Genomic DNA, 21,476 nt, shown 5'->3' with positions numbered 1-21,476 from the left:
TCGTCCATGATCTGAGACTATCGCGCGGATTCGTGACACCAAAACGCCTTCTGCTCTCACTCCAGCGCGAGCACACTCGAAGCATGAACACCACAACAGCACTGACCGCCGACGTCCTCGTGGTCGGCTTCGGAAAAGGCGGGAAGACCGCCGCACACGCGCTGACCGATACGGGGAAGCGCGTCATCCTGGTGGAGCAGTCCGACGAGATGTACGGCGGCACCTGCCCCAACGTCGGCTGCGTTCCCACGAAGATGCTGGTCCACTATTCCGGTTCGCGTCGCCTCGAGGACGAAGCCCAGGAGTTCTTCGCGAACTCGATCGAGGGTGTCCGGGCCCTCACCAGCGCCTTCCGCGCCGGGAACTTCGCGTCGCTCGATGGCAAGGACACCGCCACCGTCATCACGGGCACGGCGTCGTTCGTCGACCCGCACACTGTGAGCGTCGGGTCCGGAGAGGACCGCATCACGATCACCGCGCCGATCATCCTGATCAACACCGGTTCTGAGCCGATCCTCCCGGATGCGCCGGGCGCGGCCGGCAGCCGCTACCGGGTGACCAGCACCGACCTGATCAAGAAGGACGCGCTCCCCGAGCACCTGGTCATCATCGGCGGGGGCTACCTCGGGCTCGAGTTCGCCTCGATCTATCGGCACTTCGGGTCGCAGGTCACCATCCTGGAGGCCGCTGACCGCCTCCTTCCGAAGGAGGACGCCGACGTGGCCGAGGTGGTGGCCGGCATCCTGACCGGCGACGGCATCGAGCTCGTCACCGGCGCGCGCGTCACCTCCGTCGAGGACGCCGACTCGGGCGCCAGGATCGCGTACGAGAAGGACGGCGAGACGCACGTCGTCGAGACGGCAGCCTTCCTGGCCGCGACCGGCCGGCGCCCGGCCACCGACGGGCTGGGTCTCGCCGCCGCCGGCGTGGAGACCACCGCGCGCGGGGCGATCGTCGTCGACGAGAAGCTGCGCACCAGCCAGCCCCACATCTTCGCTCTCGGGGACGTGAACGGAGGGCCGCAGTTCACGTACATCTCGCTCGACGACGCGCGCATCGTCCTCGACCAGCTGCTCGGGGACGGCAGCCGGAGCACGACGGACCGCGTCGCGGTGCCGCGGACCCTGTTCATCACCCCACCGCTCGCCACCATCGGCCTGACGGAGGCGGAGGCGCGCGCCGAAGGTCGGAACATCAAGGTGGCGCGGGAGAACGTCGCCGACATCGTCGCGATGCCGCGCGCCTACACCGTGGAGGAGACGCGCGGCGTCATGAAGTTCATCCTGGACGCCGACACCGACCAGGTGCTCGGCGGCGCGATCCTCAGCATCGACGCGCAGGAGGTCATCAACGTCCTCGCTCTCGCCATGCGCCAGGGCGTGACGGCGAGCGAGCTCAAGCGCGCGATCTACACCCACCCGAGCAGCACAGAGGCCTTCAACGAAGTCTTCGACAAGATCGTGGCCTGAGGGTCACCGGCGACGCCGCGCCCGCTCCGTCAGGGCGGGCGGCGTCGCCGCGTAGCTGTCGTCGTTCAGTTCGGTGCCGGGCGGGACGATGGCGTCGATGCGGTCGAGGATGTCGTCCGTCAGGGTGACGTCGGCGGCGGCCAGCAGTCCGTCCAGCTGCTCCTGGGTCCGCGGGCCGATGATGGCGGCGCTCACCGCGGGATGCGAGGTCACGAACGCGATCGCCAGCTGCGGCATCGTGAGCCCGGCGTCGGCGGCGACCGCCTGCAGCTGCTCGAGGGCACGCGCCCGCCGCTGCCCGGCTTCGGTCTCCGGGTCGTAGAGCCCGGCTCGGGAACGGGCGCGGTGGCTCGACTCCGGACGTGGACGGCCGGACAGCCAGCCGCCGTGGAGCGGGCTGTAGGTGAGGACGCCCATGCGGTACTGCTGCGCGACCGGGAAGACCGCCCGCTCCGGGACCCGGCCGAAGATCGAGTACATCGGCTGCTCGCTGAGGAAGCGGTGGGTGCCGGCGGTCTGCGCGACCCACTGCGCCTCGACGATCTTCTCGGCGGCGAAGGTGGAGGCGCCCACCGCCAGCACCTTCCCGGACCGGATCAGGTCGTCGAGGGCGGTCAGCGTCTCGCTGAGGTCGGTCGTCCAGTCATATCGGTGCAGCTGGTAGAGGTCGATCCGGTCGGTGCCCAAGCGGCGGAGGCTGTCCTCCACGGCTCGCACGATCCACCGCCGCGACGCCCCCGCGGAGTTCGGGTCGGAGCCCATCGGGAGGCCGAACTTGGTCGCGAGCACAACCTCGTCGCGGCGGTCGCGGATCGCCCGGCCGACGATGGCCTCGGACTCCCCGCCGAATACACGTCGGCCGTGTCCACGAAATTGATCCCCGCGTCGAGCGCGCTGTTGATGATGCGGGCGGCGTCGTCATGGTCGGGGTTGCCCATCGCCCCGAACATCATGGTGCCGAGCGCGAGCTCGCTCACCGACCAGCCGGTCGCCCCGAAGGTCCTGCGTCTCATGTGGATCCATCCCTTTCCTGCGGATGACTCCATCGCATCACCGACGGCGGGGACGCCCTACACCGATCCTGCGGAGGTCGTGCACGATCCTGTCATGTCAGCGGACAACGCCACCGGATCGTTTGCGCCCAACCGCGTCCTGGTGCTTGTCTCGGAGCATGGGACAGCCGGCCGACCTGCGCGATCTGATCATCCGCCACGCGCGCGGTGGGATCCGCAGGAACATCGTCAACGGCCTCAGCCTCGGCGTCGTGACCGACGGCACTCCCCCGGCGGCCACCATGTCGGAGCCGTCGGTGACCCTCGTCGCCGGCGGCAGCAAGCGGACGGCCGTCGGCGACCTGGAGGTGGTCTACGGCGCGGGCGAATACCTCGTCGTCTCGATCGACCTCCCCGTCACCGGCCGTGTGGAGCGGGCGACCCCCGACGATCCGTTCGTCGTGTTCAGCCTGGCGCTGCGGCCGGCCGTTATCGCCGCCCTCCTGCTCGACACGGTGGAGGTCGCGCGGCCGCCCGCGTTCACGGGCCTCGCGGTCGGCACGGCCTCTCCGGACCTGCTCGACGCAGCGTCGCGGATGCTGCGGCTGCTGGACGACCCGGCCGACCTGGCGGCCTTGGGCGCCGCCGCCGAGCGCGAGATCGTCTGGCGCCTGCTCAGCGGCCCGCAGGGCGGGATCGTCCGGCAGATCGGCGTGGCCGACGGCAGCCTGGCGCACATCTCCCGGGCGATCCGCTGGATGCGCGATCACCTTGCCGAGCAGGTCGCGATCGAGGAGCTGGCGCGGATCAGCGGGATGAGCGCATCCACCTTCCACCGTCACTTCCGGGCGGCCACCTCGATGACACCCATCCAGTGGCAGAAGGCCTTGCGGCTGCGCGAGGCGCGGGCGCTGCTGCTCCGGGGCGCCGCGGGCGTCGCCGAAGCCGGGTACGCCGTCGGCTTCGGGAGCGCGTCGCAGTTCAGCCGCGAGTACCGCCGTGCCTTCGGGCAGCCGCCCGGACGCGACGCCCAGAACTTCCGAGGCGATGACGCTCCCGCCGCGCCCATCGGCGAGGGTGCCTGGATCCCCTGACCGCCGATGAGAGGATTCCCCGGTGGGGACCCTTCTGACTGCCGGCAGCCTTGCCCTCGTCTTCTCGTTGGCTCTGACTCCGGCGTTCATCCGGTTGTTCCGGCGGCTGAATCTGGGGCAGTTCATCCGCGACGACGGGCCGGAGAGCCACCACGTCAAGAGGGGTACGCCGACCATGGGCGGGATCGTCTTCATCCTGGCGACCCTGTTCGGTTTCTTCGTCGCCGCCTGGCTGAACGGTGGCGCCGCGATCACCCCGTCGGCCCTGCTGGTCCTCTTCATGCTCGTTGGGATGGCGGCGGTGGGCTTTCTGGACGACTACCTCAAGGTGCGCAATCAGCGGAGCCTGGGCCTCGGCGGCTGGTCCAAGATCGCCGGCCAGCTCGCCGTGGGCACCGCATACGCGATCCTCGCCGTCCAGCTCACGAACGCGGACGGCCTGACGCCGGCGTCGACGGCGATCTCAGCCGTCCGCGACATCCCGGACCTGGACTTCGCGCGGATCGCGACCGCCGTCCCGGCCGTCGGGGTCATCCTCTACCTGCTCTGGGTCAACGTCCTCGCCGCCGCGTCGACCAACGGCGTGAACCTCGCGGACGGATTGGACGGCCTCGCCACCGGGGCGTCCATCCTCTCGATCGGAGCCTTCGCGTTCATCGGCTTCTGGCAGTTCAGCCAGGCGTGCGGAGGCGATCGTGTGCAACCGGACAACGTGTCCAAGTGCTACCCGACCGCCGATCCGCTCTCCCTCGCCATCGTCGCCGCCGCCATCTGCGGAGCCCTCATCGGCTTCCTCTGGTGGAACACGAACCCGGCGAAGATCATCATGGGCGACACCGGCGCCCTCGGACTGGGCGGGGCGCTGTGCGCGCTCGCGATCGAGACGCACACCGAACTGCTGCTCCTGCTCATCGGCGGCCTCTTCGTCATCGAGGCGGGCTCGGTGATCGTCCAGCGCGCGTACTTCAAGGCCACCGGAGGCCGGCGGCTGTTCCTGATGACGCCGATCCATCACACGTTCGAACTCATGAACTGGCGCGAGGTGACCATCGTCGTGCGGCTGTGGATCGTGACCGGCATCCTCGTCGCGCTGGGCCTCGGCGTCTTCTATGCCGAATGGCTCGGCTGAGCTCGTCCCGTTCAGACGGCGAACGTCCCGGACGTCGGGGGTCTTGGCCGATCCTGTGAAAACGTACATACTCGATCCCACCGAATCCGCTTCGAGATCCAAGGGGGATCCATGCGAAAGAGAATCCTGGCAGCCGCGATCGCGGCCGCCGCTTTCGGCGCACTGCTGACCGGCGCACCCGCCGTCGCCAGCACCGGGGGCACGCCCGACGGGAACACCCATCCCGACGTCGGGCTGATCCTGTTCTACGACGCCGACGGGAGGTTCCGCTGCTCGGCGACGCTGGTGTCGCCGACGGTCGTGCTGACCGCGGCGCACTGCACCTCTGGGACGCTGGGCAAGACGCTCGTCACCTTCGACTCGGTCATCGCCGAGCAGCCGCCGGCGCCGTTCCCGGCCGCGGCGGACCCGAGCGCCGGGTACACGGCGGCGGAGATCACGGCTGCGGGGTACTACTCAGGGACCGCGTACACGCACCCGGACTACTCCGACTTCACCGACACTGCGAACTGGAACGACGTCGGCGTGATCGTGCTCGACCAGCCCCTCCCCTCGTTCGGCTCCGGCTACCCGGAAATCGCCCCGGTGGGGACGTTGGACGCGATCAAGAAGAGCGACCTGTCGAAGACGCTGTTCACGGCGGTCGGCTACGGCACCGAGGTGCGCAAGCCCGAGACCGGTCCGCAGAAGCCGCAGCCCATGAGCTACCCGCTCATCCGTCGCTACGTCGATATGCCGGGCCAGAAGCTGACGCCGCAGATCCTCCAGACGAACGGCAACCCGAACGACACCCGCGGGACGGGCGGCACCTGCTTCGGCGACTCGGGCGGCCCGGTGTTCCTCGGTGACCGGCTCGTCGCCGTGACGAGCTACGGCTACACGGACAACTGCCGCTACCTCGGCGGCTACCAGCGGGTCGACATCCCGGTGGTGGACGCCTGGCTCGCGACGTTCGGGGTGTAGCCGCACTGATGCAATAAACCGGCCCCTCCCGGTGTTGTTGAGAACAGGTTTCAATAAGGGAGGTCCGCCATGAAGGTACGCAACTCGTTGAGCTCGCTCAAGTCGATGCCCGGAGCGCAGGTCGTGCGCCGCCGGGGCCGCACGTTCATCATCAACAAGAAGAACCCGCGGATGAAGGCCCGCCAGGGCTGAGCGGCACGCGGTAGGAGGGCGCAGGGTCACGGACCCTGCGCCCTTCGTCGTGCAATCGCCGCCTTCCCGACCCGTCCCCTGCCCTGCCATACTCGCGACACCATCCGCGCGGGAAGGCGGTCGCATGAGCCCGGAGCAGTTCCCCATCCTCGGCGGCATCCTGATCGTCGCCGATCTCGTCATCCGGATCGCCGCCCTCATCATCGTGCCGCGCGACCGCAAACCGACTGCGGCCATGGCGTGGCTGCTCGCGATCTTCCTCATCCCGTTCATCGGCATCATCCTGTTCCTGCTGATCGGGAACGTGCGGCTGCCGAAGAAGCGGCGGGAGAAGCAGAAAGAGCTCGACCGGATCATCGCCGACCGAGCGCAGGGCATCCCTCCCCTCGGCGACCGCGGCGGATTCCCGGACTGGTTCGCGTCGCTCGCACGCCAGAACCGGGAGAACGGAGCCTTGCCGGCGGTCGCGGGCAACGCGGCCACCCTGATCGGCGACTACCGCTCGTCGATCGATGCGATGACCGCCGACATCGAGACCGCCCGGACGTTCGTGCACGTCGAGTTCTTCATCGTGTCCTGGGATGCGACGACGAAGCCGTTCTTCGCCGCGATGGAGCGGGCGGTGCAGCGCGGCGTGACGGTCCGGCTGCTCGCCGACTATGTCGCCTCCCGCCGCGCGGTCGACAGCGACAAGACGTTCGCCGAGCTCGACCGCATCGGTGTGAAGTGGAGCTGGATGCTCCCCGTCCGGCCGTTCTCGGGCGAATACCAGCGGCCGGATCTGCGCAACCATCGGAAGCTCGTGGTCGTGGACGGCCTCGTGGCGCACATGGGGTCGCAGAACCTCATCGACCGCAGCTACAACACGCCGAAGAACCTCAAGCGCGGACTCCAGTGGCAAGAGCTCATGGCCCGGATCACCGGGCCGGTGGTGGCCGAGACCAACGCCGTCTTCCTCTCCGACTGGTACCTCGAGACCGGTGAACTGCTGGGCGCGGATGCGCAGGTGCCCGCGGTGGACGTGCCCGCCGATCCCTCCGCCGACGCGCTCGTCTGCCAGGTGGTCCCGAGCGGCCCCGGCTACGAAGGTGAGAACAACCTCCGTCAGTTCCTCACCCTCGTCACGTCGGCGCAGCGGAAGGTCATCATCACCAGTCCGTACTTCGTCCCGGACGAGGCGATGATGTACGCCATCACCTCGGCGTGCCAGCGCGGGCTGGATGTGCAACTCTTCGTCTCCGAGATCGGCGACCAGGGGGCGGTGTGGCACGCGCAGCGGTCGTACTACGAACCGCTGCTGCGCGCCGGCGTGCAGATCTGGCTGTACCCGGCACCATTCATCCTGCACTCGAAGCACCTGTCTATCGACGACGACGTCGCCGTGATCGGGTCGAGCAACATGGACATCCGCTCCTTCGCGCTGAACTCCGAGGTGACCCTGCTGGCCTACGGCCGCTCGTTCGTCGACCAGATGCGCGCCATCGAGCAGGGCTATCGGGATGCGGGGCGGCAGCTGACACTCGAGGAGTGGCTGCGCGAGCCGAAATCGGCCACCTTCCTCGACGGGGTCGCCCGGCTCACCTCGGCGCTCCAGTAGGGGCCCTCCCTAGACTCGCGCGTATGGCCCTCGTCGACCACCTCGGAATGACCGTCGCCCACCTGCCGTCCGCGATCGCCCAGTTCGATCCGGTGTTGACCGCTCTCGGGTACACCCGGCGGGACGCCGAGGGGTCGGTGTCCTGGGACTGCGGGACCGAGACCGAGCTGATCCTCTTCCCCGAGCGGGAGGCTGGCTCCGGGCCGCACCGCCATGGTCGCGTCGGCTGGCAGCATCTCGCCTTCGACATCGCCACGCGGGAGGAGGTGGATCGACTCCACCAGATCGCGCTCGCGGCGGGATGGACGTCGGTCCGCGACCCGAAGCCGTACCCGCGCTTCAACGAGCGGTACTACGCGGCCTTCGTCGAGGACGACAACGGCATCCGCCTCGAGTTCGCGTATAACCCGCCGCGCACCGGCGCATAAGAAAAGGGAGGTCTTGACTCCCATACTCAATATATAGCACTCCAGGGGGCTTGCCGCAAGAGCCCCTCCCCGTGCAGAATGGCAGGCCTCACCCCGCCGTACGCACTGAAGGAGAGCGCTTGTCCGACATCCGGACCACATCCGCACCGACCGATTCCGCATCCGATCACTCCTCCCGCAACCGTCTCGTCATCTCGCTCCTGCTGGTCTCCGCCTTCGTGGTGATCCTGAACGAGACCGTCATGAACGTCGCACTGCCCGACCTCATGGCGGACCTCCACATCCCGCCGAGCCTCGGCCAGTGGCTGACCACGGCGTTCATGCTCACCATGGCCGTCGTCATCCCGACCACCGGCTTCCTGCTGCAGCGCTTCCGCACCCGCACGGTGTTCGTCACCGCGATGAGCCTGTTCACGCTCGGGACGCTCATCGCCTCGGTCGCTCCCGGCTTCGGCGTCCTCGTGGCAGCGCGCGTCGTGCAGGCGAGCGGAACCGCGATCATGATGCCGCTGCTCATGACGACCGTGATGACGCTGGTCCCGCCCACCTTCCGCGGCCGGACCATGGGGAACATCTCCATCGTCATGTCGGTGGCCCCTGCGCTCGGCCCGACGGTGGCCGGCGCCATCCTGAACGTCGCGGGATGGCGATGGATCTTCCTCTTCGTCCTCCCGTTCGCGGTCGGCGCGCTTCTGCTCGGCGCGCTGCGCATCCCGAACGTGAACGAGCCGAAGAAGGTGCCGGTCGACGTTTCTTCGGTCATCCTGTCGGCGTTCGCCTTCTCGGGGCTCATCTACGGGTTCAGCAGCGTGGCCGAGGCCGCGCAGGGCCGGCAGAGCCTTCCCGTGTGGATCCCGATCGCGATCGGCGCGCTCGCGCTCGCTGCGCTGGTCTGGCGTCAGCTCGCGCTCCAGCGGACCGACCGGGCGCTGCTCGACCTGCGCGTCTTCCGCTCGAGCGGGTTCAGCCTCGGAGTCGGAATGATGGCGATCGCGATGGCGTCGATGTTCGGGACGCTGATCCTCCTCCCCTCTACCTGCAGGGCGTGCTCGGGCTCACTCCCCTGTCGACCGGGCTCGTCCTGCTTCCGGGCAGCCTGCTGATGGGGCTGCTGGGTCCGGTCGTCGGCCGCAGCTACGACCGGTGGGGACCGACTCCCCTGATCATCCCGGGCACGATCGTCGTCAGCGCGGTGCTCTGGATGCTGACCCTGGTGGACCACGCGACCCCGGTGTTCCTCGTGGTGCTGGTTCACGTCGGCCTGTCCCTCGGGCTCGCGCTGACGTTCACGCCGCTGTTCACCTCGGCGCTGGGGTCGCTGCCGCCGCGCCTGTACTCCTACGGGTCGGCGATCATCGGGACGAACCAGCAACTCGCCGGTGCGATCGGTACGGCCCTGTTCATCACGGTGCTGTCGACCGTCGGCGCGCACGCGGTGACCGGCGGCGCACCCGCTGCCGCCGCGACCGAGGCCGGTATCCGGGCGGCGTTCCTCTGCGGGGCGTCGCTGTCGGTGCTGCTGGTGGTCGGCGCGTTCTTCGTACGCAAGCCCGTCGCGCCGGCGGCGACGCCTGTGCCGAGTGAGGAGGGATGACCATGGCGACGACTCTTTCGCCGTTCCGGGTCGAGGTTCCGGAGGCCGTGCTCGACGACCTGCGGACGCGACTGGAGCGGACGCGGGTCCTCCCGGCGATCGGGACGCCGAAGCGTCCGGGCGGACTCGGCGGGGAGCGACTGCGGGCGTTCGTGTCGCGCTGGTTGGACGTCGACTGGCGCGCCGAGGAGGAGCGGCTGAACGCGTACGAGCAGTATCTTGCGGAGGTGCGCGGGCACCGCATCCACGTCGTCCGGGTGCGGCCGCCCCGGCCGGCAGCGCGGGTGGTTCCGCTGCTGCTGCTCCACGGCTGGCCCAGCGCGTTCACCGAGTACCTACCCCTTGCGGACGAGCTCACGCGCGCCTCCGACGACGAGCTCGCGTTCGACATCGTCATCCCGTCGCTGCCCGGGTTCGTCTTCTCCGAGCTGCCGGAGGGACCGCTCACCCGGGTCGCCATCGCGGAGGACCTGCACGCGCTGATGACCGACGCGCTCGGCTTCGAACGGTACGGCGCCTTCGGCGGCGATATCGGGGGCGCCGCGGCGGGGTGGCTCGGCGCGGTGCACCCGGACGCCGTGATCGGGCTGCAGTTGCTGCATCCGCCGTTCCCCGCGGACGAGGAGCCGCAGTCCGACGAGGAGACCGCGTACCTCGCGGCCCTCGCGGAGTTCGACGAGGACGACGGCGGCTACAGCGCGATCATGGCCACCCGCCCCGACACCCTCGCCGCAGCGCTCGCCGACTCCCCCGCCGGCCTGCTGGCGTGGATCGGTGACAAGTGGGACGCATGGACGGACGGCGGGCTCGATGCCGCCACGGAGCGGGAGGTGATCCGCATCGCCACGCTGTACTGGACGACGGGCACCATCGCGACCTCGTTCCAGCAGTACGTGGACTGGCCCGACAACCCGCCGCGACCGACCATTCAGGCGCCGACCGCTCTGCTGCTCAGCCGGGAGTCGTGGCTGGACGGGTTCCCGCGCTCGTTCGCAGAGCGAGCGGTCGCCGGCCTCCGCTCCGTCGAGACCGCGGCCGCGGGCGGTCACTTCCTGGGCCTGGAGCACCCGCAGGCGACCGCTGCCGCCATCCGCGACACGTTCCGCCGATTCTGAAAGGAGCACCATGCGTCCCCTCATCGTCTCCGCCGCCGTCACCCTCGACGGCTTCAACGCGGGCCCGGGCGGAAACCCGCTCGCGCTCAACCTGGACCCGGCGTTCGACGCCCACAACCTCGCGCTGATGCGCGAGGCCGGGACCGTGCTGCTCGGCCGCGCGTCGTTCGACCTGTTCGGCTCGTTCTGGCCGATGGTCGCGGACGCGCCGGAGGACCCCGCCAACCCGGCCCTCAGCGCGGTGAACCGCGAGTTCAGCCGCCGCTATCGGGAGGTGCCGAAGCTGGTCGTCAGCGACCGGCTCGAGATCCCCGACGACCATCCCTGGCGGGACACGACCACGGTCGTCCCGGGCTCCGGCCTGCGTGAGCGGATCGAACGGGAGAAGGCGGGCGAAGGCGGCAGCATCGTCGTCTTCGCCAGCGGCTCCCTGTGGAATGGGCTGCTCGCCGACGGGCTGCTGGACCGGCTCGATCTCGTCGTCGGACCCGACGCGATCGGCGAAGGGGTGCCGGCGTTTCGGGGCGGTGTGCGGCTGAGGCCGGTTGAGGCGCGGATCCTCGACGGCTCGCGCAACGTGCTGCTCAGGTACGTGCCGGTGGCGGGCTGAGCGGGGGCCTCACACGGGTGGCGCGCCGAACCACCGGCGGAGCGCCGCGTCGAGCCCGTCCGCGTCATCGCCCAGCCACACCACATGGCCGTCAGGCCGCAGCAGCAGGGCGGGCGTGGGCAGCTCCCCCGGCGCCGCCGTGACCACATCGACACGCCCGGCCCACCCGTCCGCCGACAGCGTCCCCGTCCCGTCGAGCAGCATCCCGCGGCCGTCGCGCATCCGCTCGTAGAGGCGACCGTCGCCGACCGGCAGATCCCGCAGGCGGTTCCCGAGCAGCCGGGGCCCCTCGCCGACGTCGTAGCGGATGGCGGTCCCGGCCACCTTCTCGGCCAGGTACGTCGCCACGTCGTCGAACTCCATGAGCTCGGCCAGCACGCGGCGCACGGCCTGCGGCCCCGGTTCCGGCGACGTGAGCACCGCCTGTGCGCGCGTCGATGTGAGCACACCGTCGGCGACGGGATGCCGCTCGCTGCCGTAGGTGTCCAGCAGGCCCGCGGGCGCCCATCCGGCGATCTCGGCGGCGAGCTTCCAGCCCAGGTTCACCGCGTCCTGGATGCCGAGGTTGAGGCCCTGGCCGCCGAGGGGCGGATGCACGTGCGCGGCATCGCCCGCGAGCAGCACCCGGCCCTCCCGGTACCGCTCCGCCAGCCGGGTGGCGTCGGTGAAACGCGTGAGGGACCGTGGAGAGTGGACGCCGAAGTCGGTTCCGGCGACCTCTCGGAGCCGGGCGGCGAACTCCTCGAGCGTCGGCGCGACCGTCCGGTCCTCGGCGACGGCGGCGGCCGGGACGACGGCGCGCACCAGCCCGTCCGGGGTGGGGCCGATGCCGAAACCGCGCTCGGTCGTGCGGATCTCCGCGGTGACGGCGGCCATCTCCTCCGGCGACGCGGTCACCTGCACCTCGCCGAGGATCCACTCGATCTGGGCAGGCTCGCCGGGGAAGCCGATCCCGGCGAGCTTCCGGATGAGGCTGCGTCCGCCGTCCGCGCCGACCAGCCAGCCGCCGCGGACGGTCAAGCCGTCGGCCAGGGAGACGGTCACGCCCTCGTCGTCCTGGGCGAAGCCGACCACTTCGGCGCCGCGGCGCACCTCCGCGCCGAGCTCGACGGCGTGCTCGAACAGGATGCTGTCGGTGACCGGCTGCGGGATGCCGAGGACGTACGCGTGCGAGCTGTCCAGGTGCACGGGATGCGGGCTCGGAATGCCCGCGAAGTGCCCGATGGCCTGCGGATACGGGGTGCCGACAGCGAGGAACCGGTCCAGCAGTCCGCGCATGTCCAAGAGTTCGATGCTGCGCGGATGCAGGCCCAGCGAGCGGACCAGCGGCGTCGGCTCGGCGTCGCGCTCCAGCACCAAGACGTCGACGCCGTGAAGGCGCAACTCCGCCGCCAGCATCGTCCCCGTCGGGCCGGCCCCGCTGATGATCACGTCGTGCACATCGCTCCCCTCGTTCCGTGGAGCGACCATTCTGGTGCCTCACCGGGGCCTTGCAGCAAGACCCCACCCGGCCGGTATCCTGGAAATGCGGGAGGGGATCAGAGCAACTGCGCCGTGAGCACGTCGTGCAGCCAGCGCTCGAATCGCTCCGGCGGCCATCCCGACGCCACCACCAGCTCCTGGTAGACCCCGGGGGCCGCCATCGCGCGGTACACCGACTGCGCCTCCCCCACCGGCACAGCGAGGATCGGCTCGACCGACGCGATCAGGCTGTCCATCACGCGGTTCCTCCCGCGCAGTTTGGAGCGCAGCAGCTCCTGCGTCTCGCGGTCCTCATCCTGAGCGGCGTCGAGGATGCGGACCACGTCGAAGTCGGTCGAGTACAGCACGGTCAGCCAGTGGGCGGCGCCGGCGAGCCGGGCGCGGGGGTCGTCCTCCTCGAGAACGGCCTTGGCGAGCTCCCGCGCGCCCGCCCGTTCGAGCCATCGTTCGCAGATCAGGTTGAGGATTTCGCGCTTGGCTCCGAAGGCCGCGTACACGGTGCGGGTGGCGACCCCGGCCTCCCGTGCGATCGCCTCGATGCTCGTCACGGCGTAGCCGTCGCGCGCGAACAGCCGCTGCGCCGCCCACGCGATCCGCTGGCGGGTCTCGGCGGCCTGCTCCTGCCGGTACGTGCTCTTGACGTCAGCATCCACGAGTCGGATACTACCGGTGTACTCAGTGCAGTGTAACTGCATCGAGTACAGCGACAATGCAGACGAAGGAGTCATCATGATCACCGAGCGAGCGGCATCCACCGCTCTGAACGTCGTCGAGCGCATGCTCGACGAGGGGTTCTCCGACGGCCGTCTCGAGGTCGTCGACGAGCTGTGCTCCCCGGACATCGTGGAGCACCAGTTCGGCATGTCCGGCACGGCGGCGGACGCCATCCAGTACATCAAGAAGTGCATGGCCGACGTGCACACCGCGTTCCCAGACCTGCACTTCGAAGTGCAGGACTGGGTGGAGCGGGACGACACCATCTGGGTACGGGCCGAAGGCGTCGGGACCAACACCGGGCCGTTCGCGGGCCCGCCGACCGGGCTTCCGATGCGGCTCACCGTGTTCGACGTCGCGCGCGTGCGCGACGGACGCATCGTCGAGCACTGGGGCGTCCCCGACCGGTTCGAGATCCTGGTGCGGCTGGGACGCATCCCCGCCACCGCGGTCCCGTCGGCGGCGTAGCGCTACGGCCGGACGGGCGCCGTGGCCGTCTCTCCGAGTGCCGTCTTCCACTCGCGCGCCGTCCAGGCGGTGACCAGGCCGTGGGCGACGTACGGGTCGGCCGCGGCAAAGCGCTCGGCCGCACCGAGCGCGTCGTCGCCCTGGAAGACGAGCAGCCCGTCGAACGGGCCGTCGCCGAGCACGCCGCCGAGCAGCAGCTCGCCCCGTTCGACGGCCTCCCAGCCGAGGGCCAGGTGCGCAGGCCGAAGCGCCTCGCGAGCCGTCAGGTAGTCGTCGGCGTACGTGTACTGGAGAGCGGCGTGCATGGCTCCAGCCTAGGAGCATCCAGCGACGCCACAGAAGCGCAGGAGGAGGATGCGGTCGTCCCGAGATCCGAACGGAGCCGACCACGCCACCCCTCGCCGTCCTCCTCAGCACCTGGTCGCTCGATCCCGCGGCGGCGGCCGTCCTCGTCGCCGCGGCCGCCCTCTACCTCGGCGGCGTGGCGCGGCTGCGTCATCGGGGCCACCGCTGGCCCGCCCGGCTGACCGGCGCGTACCTCCTGCTCGGCCTCGGGTCGTACGCCGTCGTCTCGTTCGGCTTCCTCGGCGCGGAGAGCACCGACCTGCGCTGGGCCTTCACGACGCGGATCGCCCTCCTCCTGTTCGTCGTGCCCGCGCTGATCAGCCTCGGCCGCCCCGTCGCGCTCGCCCGCGCAGCGCTCGGCCCGGCCGGCCGTCGCCGCACCGACCGCATCATGCGCTCGCGGCCCGTCCGCGTCGTGGGCAGCGCCGCCTTCGCCCCCGTGTTCGCCTGCGCTGTGTTCCTGGTCTTCCTGACGCCGGTCGCCGCGATCCTGCGGGACTCCCCGTGCTCCGAGTGGACAATTTCGGTCGTGACCCCGCTCGCGGGCCTGCTCCTCGTCCTGCCGATCGCGGCGCACTCCGTGCTGCGCACAGGGTTCTTCGTCACCGTGGAGTTCCTGCTCGCATTCGTCGAACTCGTGCTGGACGCGATCCCCGGCCTCCTGCTGCGGCTCAACGACGGCATCCTCGACCACGCCCCGGCGATCGCCGGGCGCCTGCCGATCTGGTTCCCCACTCCCCTGCACGACCAGCACCTGTCGGGCGATCTACTGTGGTTCATCGCCGAGCTCGCCGACGTGCCGGTGCTCGTTATCCTCTTCGTTCGCTGGATGCGCCTCGACCGGCATGAGAGCCGCCGGCTCGACGACCTGAGCGACGAGGAGATGGCGGAGCTGACCCGGCGGCATCTGCAGGGGCGTAGTTAGGCCCCGGGTCGCCTTCTGATCCACTCAGACGGAGAAGTCACTATTCGGTCTTGCTAGGTACCGGTACTCAGTGATACTTTCTACCAGTAGTCAACATCACTGAGTAGGAGGTGACCCCGATGGCCAGCCAGATGACGGAAATGCTCAAGGGCACCCTCGAGGGGATGGTCCTCGCGATCCTCTCCGATCGTCCCGCATACGGATACGAGATCACCGCGCGGCTGCGCGACCAGGGCTTCACCGACCTCGTCGAGGGCACGGTGTACGCGCTGCTGGTGCGTATCGAGCAGCGCGGATTCGTGGACGTCGAGAAGGTGCCGTCCGAGAAGGGGCCGCCGCGCAAGGTCTTCTCGCTCAACGCGCAGGGGCGCGAACAGCTCGCAGAGTTCTGGAGGACATGGAGCTTCCTCGCGGAACGGATCGAACAGCTCCACACCGAAGGGAACGACTGATCATGGCAGCGAAGTGGATCGAGGCCCTTACCGGGTCGCTCGAGCAGAAGAAGCAGTACCGGCAGACCGTCGCGCGCATCGACGCGCTCCCCGAGCCCTACCGTTCGGCCGCGAAGGCGTTCCACCGGTACTTCCTGTACCAGGGCGGCCTGGTTGACGGGGACGTGCTCGTCACGATGTTCGGCGACTTCGCCGACCTGTGGGAGCGTGCGGCGGCCGACGGCACGCCCATCCGCGAGATCACCGGGGACGACCCGGCCGAGTTCGCGGAGACGTTCGCGGAGGCCTACACGGGCAAGCGCTGGATGGACAAGGAGCGCGACCGGCTCGACCAGGCGGTCGCAGCGGCCGCCGAACAGCAAGAAGGGGGAACACCATCATGACCGCCACCACGCTCGACCCGGCGATCCGGGTGCAGGGCATCACCAAGTCCTTCAAGGAGCTGGAGGTGCTGCGCGGGGTCGACTTCGACGTCGCCGCCGGCAGCATCTTCGCCCTTCTCGGCTCCAACGGGGCCGGCAAGACCACCCTCGTCCGCATCCTCGCGACCCTTCTGGAGGCGGACGGCGGCAGCGCCAGCGTCCAGGGCTTCGACGTCGGGTCGGCTCCGGCGGACGTGCGCCGCTCGCTCAGCCTGACGGGGCAGTTCGCGGCCGTCGACGAGGTGCTGACCGGGCGCGAGAACCTGGTGCTGGTCGCGAAGCTCCGGCACCTGAAGGACCCGGGCCAGGTGGCCGACCGGATGCTGGCCCGCTTCTCACTCAGCGACGCGGGCGACCGCAAGGCGGGCACCTACTCCGGCGGGATGCGGCGCCGGCTCGACATCGCGATGAGCCTGATCGGCGACCCGCCGGTCATCTTCCTCGACGAACCGACCACCGGCCTCGACCCGCAGGCGCGCATCGAGGTCTGGGACACTGTCCGCGAGCTCGCCCGCACCGGCACGACAGTGCTGCTCACCACGCAGTACCTCGACGAGGCCGAGCAGCTGGCCGACCGGATCGCGATCCTGCACAAGGGCACGATCATCCAGAACGGCACGCTCGCCGAGCTGAAGAGGCTCCTCCCCGCGGCCACGGTCGAGTACGTGGAGAAGCAGCCGACGCTCGAAGAGGTCTTCCTCGCCCTCGTCGGCGACGAGGACGCAGCAACCGAAAGGAGTGAACGATGAGCACCTACGTCCTCAGCGACACGCGCACCCTCACCGGGCGGTCGCTGCGTCACATCCTCCGCAGTCCGGACACGATCATCACCACCGCGATCACCCCGATCGCCCTGATGCTGCTGTTCGTGTACGTGCTCGGCGGGGCGATCCGGATCGGCACAGGCCAGTCGTACATCGACTACATGCTGCCGGGCATCCTCCTCATCACCATCGCATCCGGGATCGCCTACACGGCGTACCGGTTGTTCCTCGACCTCCAGGGCGGGATCTTCGAGCGGTTCCAGTCGATGCCGATCGCGCGGTCGTCGGTGCTGTGGGCGCACGTCCTCACCTCGCTCGTGGCCAACCTGGTCTCGGTCGCGCTGGTGATCGGGGTCGCCCTGATCATGGGCTTCCGCACCGGCGCGTCGGTCGGGGCGTGGCTCGCAGTGGCCGGCATCCTCATCCTGTTCACCCTCGCGCTCACCTGGATCGCCGTGATCGCGGGTCTGTCGGCCAAGACGGTGGACGGCGCCAGTGCGTTCAGCTACCCGCTGATCTTCCTGCCGTTCATCAGCTCGGCCTTCGTGCCGACGGAGTCGATGCCTGCGCCGGTCGCCTGGTTCGCGGAGAACCAGCCGGTCACCTCGATCGTGAACACCATGCGCGCGCTCTTCGCCGGACAGCCGGTGGGCACCGACATCTGGATCGCGCTCGCCTGGCTCGTCGGGATCCTGGTGGTCGCCTACGCCTTCGCCATCGCGAAGTACCGTCGCAAGTTCAACTGATCACCACGCCGACGCCGCCCGTCTCCCCATGGAGGCGGGCGGCGTCGCGTACGCTCGGCGCTATGTCATTCCAGGCGTATTTGGACACCATCGAGAAGAAGACCGGACTCACCCCGCGGCAGCTGGTCGACATCGCCCACGAGCGCGGGCTCGACGCGCCCGGCGTGAAAGCGGGCGACATCCTCGCCTGGCTGAAGGACGACTACGACCTCGGCCGCGGCCACGGGATGGCGTTGGTGCACGTCATCCAGAAGGGTCCGACGATCAGCACCAAGCACGTCGGCACGGACGGCGTGCACCGCGACGAGTCGGAGACCCTGTGGCTCGACGGCGTCGCGACCAAGCCGGCGAACCCGTGACCGAGTACCGCGCCGTGTTCGACGCCGAGGTCACGTTCTCGAACGAGGGCGGCCTGCAGGCGCAGGGCTTCCGCGTCGATCTGCCGGGGCCGGACGTCAGCGAGGACGAGATCGGCCGGCTGTTCGTGACCTCCCTCGACCTCCTCATGACCGAGACGGTGACCGTCCACAACGTGCGCATCATCGAGGAGCCGCACAAGGGGACGCGCGGAGGTCCTAGCGACCCGCGCGCGTTTGGCCCCGTCAATTCTTGACGGTTTCGGTCCTCCGAATTGAGGACACCGCCACTCCCCGCTAGCGTGATGGAGGCCCGGGGATGCCGGACCCGACGCGGACACGAATTCGCTGGCGAAGACGTCTCAACCCGACGCGAACGGATCGGCATCCCGGGGGAACCACCCCCGTTCCCCTAGCTGCTCTTGTCGCTGTGATCGACCAGCGGCTGCACCTGCACTCCGCTGTGATCGTGCCGCGCCTCCGCCAGTCCCGACGCCAGTTCGACCGCGGTCTCGCGGTCCGGCACGTCGATCAGATAGAACCCGCCGACGACCTCCTTCGCCTCGGTGAACGGCCCGTCGACCGCGACCGGTTCGCCGCCGTCGCCGCGCCGGACGGTCACCGCCGTCCGCGAGCCCTGCAGCTCGCCCGAGGCGCGGATCGCATCCCCGGCCTTCTCCCAGAACGCGCCGTGCGCGGCGTCGATCTCCGCACGCTCGGCCTCGGTCATGCTGCTCCAGCGCTCTTCGTCTCCCTGGATGAGGATGATGTATTCGGTCACGGTCAAGCCTCCTGTCTCGCATCATCTCGTGCTGATGCGTCGAACGGGAACCGCCCGGATCGACACGGCCCTGATCGACGCGGGCGGCCTCAGCGGACCGGTTCGAGCACCAGGAGCGGCGTCAGATAGTGCTCGGTGACCGTGCCGCCCAGCTCGTCGACCGCCCGGGCGGCTTCCTGCGCCTCGGCGGCCGTCCAGTCGCTGAACGTCGTGAACAGGTCCCGGACTCCGTCCGCGTCGAGGGCGATGGTCCAGGCGAACTCATCGGAGTGAACGGTGCGGAACAGGCCGCCGGACTCGAGAGCTCGTGCCCAGCTCACCGTGTCGGCCTCGTCCGGCTGCGGGCGGGGTGGAGCGTCCCGTGCGTCGACGATCCGCTGCACGCGTTCGCGGAACGGCCCAGGCGGGACCGACGGATCGCCGTAGGCGGTGCGCCACACCGCGAGCCGGCCGTCGGTCGCGAGGGTGCGGTGCAGCTTCGGCAGCACGACGTGGAGGTCGAACCAGTGCACGGCCGTCGCGATCGTCACGAGGTCGAACGCCCCGTCCGGGAGCTCGGCCTCCTCCGCCGTTGCGCGGATCACCTGCACGGCCGGAAGCGTCTTCTTCAGCCGCGCGGCCAGGGCGCGGCCCGGCTCGACGGCCGTGACCTCCATCCCGGCGTCGACCAGGATGCGCGTCGCCTGCCCGCTCCCGGCGCCGAGGTCGAGCGCCCGGGCGCCGGCCCGCAGCAGTCCGAGGGCGGCGAGGCGGTCGGTCAGCGCCGTCGGGTACGGCGGCCGGGCGCGGTCGTACAGGTCGGCATGCCGGTCGAAATGCATGGGGTCGGGCATGCCCCGACGCTACGCCGTCGGCGCCTCAGCGCGAGACGCGGTTGCGTCCCGTGTTCTTGGCGCGGTACATCGCCGCGTCCGCGGCGTCCAGGAGCTGCTTCGCCGTCGGCCCGGGCTCGATGGTGATGACGCCGCAGGAAGCCGTGACGGTCATCGCGCCGCGAGCCGTGTCGATGGGGTCGGCGATATCGCGCACCAGGCGGGCGGCGAAACGCTCCCCGTCCTCCTGCGTCGCCCCGCCGCTGAGCACGACGAATTCGTCGCCGGCCAGCCGCGAGATCACGTCGGTGGAGCGGCTGTCGCGGGTGAGCCGGTCGGCGATCGCACGCAGCACCGCGTCCCCGGTCTCGTGCCCGTGCCGGTCGTTGATCGACTTGAAGCCGTCGAGGTCGAGGAACAGCAGGACGCCGCCCTGGCCGTCGGTGACGGTCTTCTCGAGCTCGTGCTCGAACGACCGGCGGTTGTGCAGGCCCGTCAGGTGGTCGATCAGCGCGAGCTGCGCAAGATGGGCCTCGCGACGGCGGTCGAGCGCCCGAGCGAGGTCGCGGCCCAGTTCGCGCGACTCCTCGGCGACGGGACCCCACGGCAGGGCCGTGCCCTCGACGCTCTGCTTCCACTCGGAGAACGAACGGCGCGGCGACAGCGCATCGTCGCGGTTGGAGGCGGTCTGATCGCCGAGCCAGCGGATGACTCGCGCCACCTCGTGCCGGAAGAACAGCAGGACGCCGTGTGCGCCGACCGGGACGACCATGAGCCCCGCGAAGCCCGGCATCAGCACGCTGAGCGCCGGGTGCGTGCGCGCCAGCTCGTTCGTCGCCAGCGGCTCGGTGCCCGCGGCCGAGAGCAGCAGGCTGCGATCGGTCAGGGGCACGGCGCCGACGCTGCGGCTGACACCGTCCAGAGCGAGGATGGCGCCGTCGGCGCCCACGAGCCGGCACAGCTCGGCGCCGTTGTCGACGAGCGTGATCAGCGGGTCGTCGGAGGACGGGACCCCGGCGAGTACGGTAGCCCGCTGCTCCCGGATGCTGAGGTCACGGCGAAGCTGCCCGATCGACTCGAGCGCGCCGAGCTGCAGGGTCAGCTGCGTGGCCAGCACCTCCAGCGCGCGGCGCAGCAGGATCGGCATCCGTCTCCGGGTGCGGTGGGCGCACGTGATCATGCCGACCAGCCGGTCCTCCTGGATGAGCGAGAACGACACGGTCGACGCCTGTCCCATGTTGCGCATGAACTGGAGGTGGTGCGGCGACACGGCGCGCAGCTCCGCGCTGCTCAGGTCGAGCGGCGGGGAGTCGACGACCGAGACCAGCGGAGTCCCGAGGTCGTCCGTGCTGACGATCTGGCGCGAGAGCTTGGTCAGGTAGAGCGAACGGGCCTGCTGCGGGATGTCGGAGGCTGGGAAGTGCAGCCCACGATAGGACTCCATGTCCGGCTCGGACGCCTCGCCGGCGACCTCGCCGTGGCCGTCCTCGAAGAAGCGGTAGACCATCACCCGGTCGAAGCCGCTGATGCGCTTGACCTCCTCGGCGGCTGCCTGGCGGAGCTCGTCCGCGCCGGCCAGCAGGCCGAGCGAACGGATCGCACCGACGACGGAGGCCGACGGAAGGTCGGGCGCGGTGTCGGCGGGCTCCAGCTCGATGATGACCTGACCGCCCTGGCGGTGGGTCACGGCGTCGAAGGCCTCGTCGCCGATCTCGACGCGGATGGGGTCGCCGTGCGTCTCGGCGGTGACGCTCCACTCCAGCGTCGGGCTGTTCAGCTCGGAGACCGAGCGGCCGAGCCAGCGACCGGCGTTCTCGCTGACGGTGACGATTTCGTACGTCGCGATATCGACGACGAAGAGCATCCCGAACGACTGGATGCGACCGGGCGTCCTGATCGGTTCTTTGACGCATTCTTGCAGCCGTCGGAGCTCTGCGGGGTCGAGCCCGATATGTCCATCCACCACTTGACCCTAATGCACCTATTTCCGATTCACTAACGTCACCGTTATCCGAAAAACGCAGTC

25 protein-coding genes and 1 pseudogene are annotated in these 21,476 nt (G+C 69.8%); 19 read left to right on the top strand and 7 right to left on the bottom strand.

Translation table 11 applies throughout. The features are described 5' to 3' along the window. Window positions 1-83 precede the first annotated feature (83 nt). A complete protein-coding gene (locus ACRAWB_RS06155; protein WP_431352509.1) occupies window positions 84-1,469 on the top strand; it encodes a dihydrolipoyl dehydrogenase family protein in 1,386 nt (461 codons plus the stop codon). A 3-nt stretch (window positions 1,470-1,472) separates the two neighbouring features. On the opposite strand, the pseudogene ACRAWB_RS06150 reads toward ACRAWB_RS06155, so the two are convergent. Further along, window positions 1,473-2,482: pseudogene (locus ACRAWB_RS06150) on the bottom strand (aldo/keto reductase). Window positions 2,483-2,640: 158 nt separating this feature from the next. Here ACRAWB_RS06150 and ACRAWB_RS06145 point away from each other — a divergent pair. From ACRAWB_RS06145 to ACRAWB_RS06100, 10 genes are all read left to right on the top strand, one after another. Then, the gene (locus ACRAWB_RS06145; RefSeq protein ID WP_431352508.1) at window positions 2,641-3,555 is read left to right on the top strand and encodes an AraC family transcriptional regulator N-terminal domain-containing protein; all 915 of its coding nucleotides are present in this window, start codon (window positions 2,641-2,643) and stop codon (window positions 3,553-3,555) included. Window positions 3,556-3,577: 22 nt separating this feature from the next. Then, on the top strand, window positions 3,578-4,684 hold the full coding sequence (gene mraY / locus ACRAWB_RS06140) for a phospho-N-acetylmuramoyl-pentapeptide-transferase (RefSeq protein WP_431352507.1): 1,107 nt from the start codon (window positions 3,578-3,580) through the stop codon (window positions 4,682-4,684). Between the two features lie 111 nt (window positions 4,685-4,795). Beyond that, on the top strand, window positions 4,796-5,647 hold the full coding sequence (locus ACRAWB_RS06135; protein WP_431352506.1) for a trypsin-like serine protease: 852 nt from the start codon (window positions 4,796-4,798) through the stop codon (window positions 5,645-5,647). A 69-nt stretch (window positions 5,648-5,716) separates the two neighbouring features. Continuing rightward, window positions 5,717-5,839 carry a type B 50S ribosomal protein L36 gene (gene ykgO, locus ACRAWB_RS06130; RefSeq protein WP_064108940.1) on the top strand — a complete coding sequence of 41 codons (123 nt, stop codon included), beginning with the start codon at window positions 5,717-5,719 and terminating at the stop codon, window positions 5,837-5,839. Between the two features lie 124 nt (window positions 5,840-5,963). Continuing rightward, on the top strand, window positions 5,964-7,436 hold the full coding sequence (gene cls, locus ACRAWB_RS06125; RefSeq protein ID WP_431352505.1) for a cardiolipin synthase: 1,473 nt from the start codon (window positions 5,964-5,966) through the stop codon (window positions 7,434-7,436). A 23-nt stretch (window positions 7,437-7,459) separates the two neighbouring features. Further along, on the top strand, window positions 7,460-7,864 hold the full coding sequence (locus ACRAWB_RS06120) for a VOC family protein (RefSeq protein WP_431352504.1): 405 nt from the start codon (window positions 7,460-7,462) through the stop codon (window positions 7,862-7,864). A 119-nt stretch (window positions 7,865-7,983) separates the two neighbouring features. Continuing rightward, complete coding sequence (locus ACRAWB_RS06115) at window positions 7,984-8,967, top strand: MFS transporter (protein WP_431352503.1); 984 nt, start codon at window positions 7,984-7,986, stop codon at window positions 8,965-8,967. Continuing rightward, window positions 8,910-9,458 (top strand): MFS transporter, encoded by a 549-nt coding sequence (locus ACRAWB_RS06110; RefSeq protein ID WP_431352502.1) that lies wholly within the window; start codon window positions 8,910-8,912, stop codon window positions 9,456-9,458. Before ACRAWB_RS06115 ends, ACRAWB_RS06110 begins: the two co-directional genes overlap by 58 nt. Before the next feature lie 2 nt (window positions 9,459-9,460). Continuing rightward, window positions 9,461-10,573 carry an epoxide hydrolase family protein gene (locus ACRAWB_RS06105; RefSeq protein WP_431352501.1) on the top strand — a complete coding sequence of 371 codons (1,113 nt, stop codon included), beginning with the start codon at window positions 9,461-9,463 and terminating at the stop codon, window positions 10,571-10,573. Between the two features lie 10 nt (window positions 10,574-10,583). Continuing rightward, window positions 10,584-11,183 (top strand): dihydrofolate reductase family protein, encoded by a 600-nt coding sequence (locus tag ACRAWB_RS06100; protein WP_431352500.1) that lies wholly within the window; start codon window positions 10,584-10,586, stop codon window positions 11,181-11,183. 9 nt (window positions 11,184-11,192) lie between these two features. On the opposite strand, the gene ACRAWB_RS06095 is transcribed toward ACRAWB_RS06100, so the two are convergent. Both ACRAWB_RS06095 and ACRAWB_RS06090 read right to left on the bottom strand, forming a co-directional pair. Then, the gene (locus tag ACRAWB_RS06095; RefSeq protein WP_431352499.1) at window positions 11,193-12,623 is read right to left on the bottom strand and encodes an FAD-dependent monooxygenase; all 1,431 of its coding nucleotides are present in this window, start codon (window positions 12,621-12,623) and stop codon (window positions 11,193-11,195) included. A gap of 98 nt (window positions 12,624-12,721) precedes the next feature. After that, the gene (locus ACRAWB_RS06090) at window positions 12,722-13,318 is read right to left on the bottom strand and encodes a TetR/AcrR family transcriptional regulator (protein WP_431352498.1); all 597 of its coding nucleotides are present in this window, start codon (window positions 13,316-13,318) and stop codon (window positions 12,722-12,724) included. A gap of 76 nt (window positions 13,319-13,394) precedes the next feature. Between ACRAWB_RS06090 and ACRAWB_RS06085 the strand changes: the two genes are divergently transcribed. Beyond that, window positions 13,395-13,847 (top strand): ester cyclase, encoded by a 453-nt coding sequence (locus tag ACRAWB_RS06085; RefSeq protein ID WP_431352497.1) that lies wholly within the window; start codon window positions 13,395-13,397, stop codon window positions 13,845-13,847. A 2-nt stretch (window positions 13,848-13,849) separates the two neighbouring features. Here the strand turns inward: ACRAWB_RS06085 and ACRAWB_RS06080 are convergent, their stop codons facing one another. Beyond that, the gene (locus ACRAWB_RS06080; protein ID WP_431352496.1) at window positions 13,850-14,152 is read right to left on the bottom strand and encodes a YciI-like protein; all 303 of its coding nucleotides are present in this window, start codon (window positions 14,150-14,152) and stop codon (window positions 13,850-13,852) included. Window positions 14,153-14,169: 17 nt separating this feature from the next. Here ACRAWB_RS06080 and ACRAWB_RS06075 point away from each other — a divergent pair, with 17 nt between their 5' ends. The 7 genes from ACRAWB_RS06075 (at window position 14,170) to ACRAWB_RS06045 (ending at window position 18,114) form a co-directional block, all read left to right on the top strand. Beyond that, complete coding sequence (locus ACRAWB_RS06075) at window positions 14,170-15,117, top strand: cytochrome c oxidase assembly protein (RefSeq protein WP_431352718.1); 948 nt, start codon at window positions 14,170-14,172, stop codon at window positions 15,115-15,117. Window positions 15,118-15,236: 119 nt separating this feature from the next. Then, entirely contained in the window at window positions 15,237-15,569 is a 333-nt protein-coding gene (locus ACRAWB_RS06070; protein ID WP_431352495.1) for a PadR family transcriptional regulator, read from the top strand. 2 nt (window positions 15,570-15,571) lie between these two features. Continuing rightward, window positions 15,572-15,952: a DUF1048 domain-containing protein gene (locus tag ACRAWB_RS06065; protein WP_431352494.1), complete on the top strand. Its 381-nt coding sequence runs from the start codon at window positions 15,572-15,574 to the stop codon at window positions 15,950-15,952. After that, the gene (locus ACRAWB_RS06060; protein WP_431352493.1) at window positions 15,949-16,740 is read left to right on the top strand and encodes an ABC transporter ATP-binding protein; all 792 of its coding nucleotides are present in this window, start codon (window positions 15,949-15,951) and stop codon (window positions 16,738-16,740) included. The genes ACRAWB_RS06065 and ACRAWB_RS06060 overlap by 4 nt, the downstream gene beginning before the upstream one ends. Next, entirely contained in the window at window positions 16,737-17,501 is a 765-nt protein-coding gene (locus ACRAWB_RS06055; RefSeq protein WP_064108950.1) for an ABC transporter permease, read from the top strand. Before ACRAWB_RS06060 ends, ACRAWB_RS06055 begins: the two co-directional genes overlap by 4 nt. Window positions 17,502-17,563: 62 nt before the next feature. Next, window positions 17,564-17,860 (top strand): DUF4287 domain-containing protein, encoded by a 297-nt coding sequence (locus tag ACRAWB_RS06050; RefSeq protein ID WP_431352492.1) that lies wholly within the window; start codon window positions 17,564-17,566, stop codon window positions 17,858-17,860. Continuing rightward, complete coding sequence (locus tag ACRAWB_RS06045; RefSeq protein WP_431352491.1) at window positions 17,857-18,114, top strand: hypothetical protein; 258 nt, start codon at window positions 17,857-17,859, stop codon at window positions 18,112-18,114. The genes ACRAWB_RS06050 and ACRAWB_RS06045 overlap by 4 nt, the downstream gene beginning before the upstream one ends. Window positions 18,115-18,269: 155 nt before the next feature. Here the strand turns inward: ACRAWB_RS06045 and ACRAWB_RS06040 are convergent, their stop codons facing one another. The 3 genes from ACRAWB_RS06040 to ACRAWB_RS06030 form a co-directional block, all read right to left on the bottom strand. Beyond that, entirely contained in the window at window positions 18,270-18,638 is a 369-nt protein-coding gene (locus ACRAWB_RS06040) for a YciI family protein (protein ID WP_431352490.1), read from the bottom strand. Window positions 18,639-18,727: 89 nt separating this feature from the next. Then, a complete protein-coding gene (locus ACRAWB_RS06035; RefSeq protein WP_431352489.1) occupies window positions 18,728-19,471 on the bottom strand; it encodes a class I SAM-dependent methyltransferase in 744 nt (247 codons plus the stop codon). A gap of 25 nt (window positions 19,472-19,496) precedes the next feature. Next, window positions 19,497-21,413, bottom strand: a complete 1,917-nt coding sequence (locus ACRAWB_RS06030) for a diguanylate cyclase domain-containing protein (protein WP_431352717.1) — start codon at window positions 21,411-21,413, stop codon at window positions 19,497-19,499. Window positions 21,414-21,476 lie beyond the last annotated feature (63 nt).

It is taken from the genome of Leifsonia poae, from assembly GCF_050632865.1.
Lineage (GTDB): Bacteria > Actinomycetota > Actinomycetes > Actinomycetales > Microbacteriaceae > Leifsonia > Leifsonia poae_B.
The sequence above is the reverse complement of the archived record's forward strand: the minus strand, read 5'-3'. Positions and strand labels throughout refer to the sequence as shown.

Excerpts from the sequence above, each read along its gene's own strand:
- ACRAWB_RS06120 (WP_431352504.1), top strand. The coding sequence starts at position 7,460 with ATGGCCCTCGTCGACCACCTCGGAATGACCGTCGCCCACCTGCCGTCC.
- ACRAWB_RS06035 (WP_431352489.1), bottom strand. The coding sequence starts at position 19,471 with ATGCCCGACCCCATGCATTTCGACCGGCATGCCGACCTGTACGACCGC.
- ACRAWB_RS06060 (WP_431352493.1), top strand. The coding sequence starts at position 15,949 with ATGACCGCCACCACGCTCGACCCGGCGATCCGGGTGCAGGGCATCACC.
- ACRAWB_RS06135 (WP_431352506.1), top strand. The coding sequence starts at position 4,796 with ATGCGAAAGAGAATCCTGGCAGCCGCGATCGCGGCCGCCGCTTTCGGC.
- ACRAWB_RS06155 (WP_431352509.1), top strand. The coding sequence starts at position 84 with ATGAACACCACAACAGCACTGACCGCCGACGTCCTCGTGGTCGGCTTC.
- cls (WP_431352505.1), top strand. The coding sequence starts at position 5,964 with ATGAGCCCGGAGCAGTTCCCCATCCTCGGCGGCATCCTGATCGTCGCC.
- ACRAWB_RS06085 (WP_431352497.1), top strand. The coding sequence starts at position 13,395 with ATGATCACCGAGCGAGCGGCATCCACCGCTCTGAACGTCGTCGAGCGC.
- ACRAWB_RS06105 (WP_431352501.1), top strand. The coding sequence starts at position 9,461 with ATGGCGACGACTCTTTCGCCGTTCCGGGTCGAGGTTCCGGAGGCCGTG.
- ykgO (WP_064108940.1), top strand. The coding sequence starts at position 5,717 with ATGAAGGTACGCAACTCGTTGAGCTCGCTCAAGTCGATGCCCGGAGCG.
- ACRAWB_RS06080 (WP_431352496.1), bottom strand. The coding sequence starts at position 14,152 with ATGCACGCCGCTCTCCAGTACACGTACGCCGACGACTACCTGACGGCT.
- ACRAWB_RS06050 (WP_431352492.1), top strand. The coding sequence starts at position 17,564 with ATGTCATTCCAGGCGTATTTGGACACCATCGAGAAGAAGACCGGACTC.
- ACRAWB_RS06055 (WP_064108950.1), top strand. The coding sequence starts at position 16,737 with ATGAGCACCTACGTCCTCAGCGACACGCGCACCCTCACCGGGCGGTCG.
- ACRAWB_RS06065 (WP_431352494.1), top strand. The coding sequence starts at position 15,572 with ATGGCAGCGAAGTGGATCGAGGCCCTTACCGGGTCGCTCGAGCAGAAG.
- ACRAWB_RS06070 (WP_431352495.1), top strand. The coding sequence starts at position 15,237 with ATGGCCAGCCAGATGACGGAAATGCTCAAGGGCACCCTCGAGGGGATG.
- ACRAWB_RS06145 (WP_431352508.1), top strand. The coding sequence starts at position 2,641 with ATGGGACAGCCGGCCGACCTGCGCGATCTGATCATCCGCCACGCGCGC.
- ACRAWB_RS06100 (WP_431352500.1), top strand. The coding sequence starts at position 10,584 with ATGCGTCCCCTCATCGTCTCCGCCGCCGTCACCCTCGACGGCTTCAAC.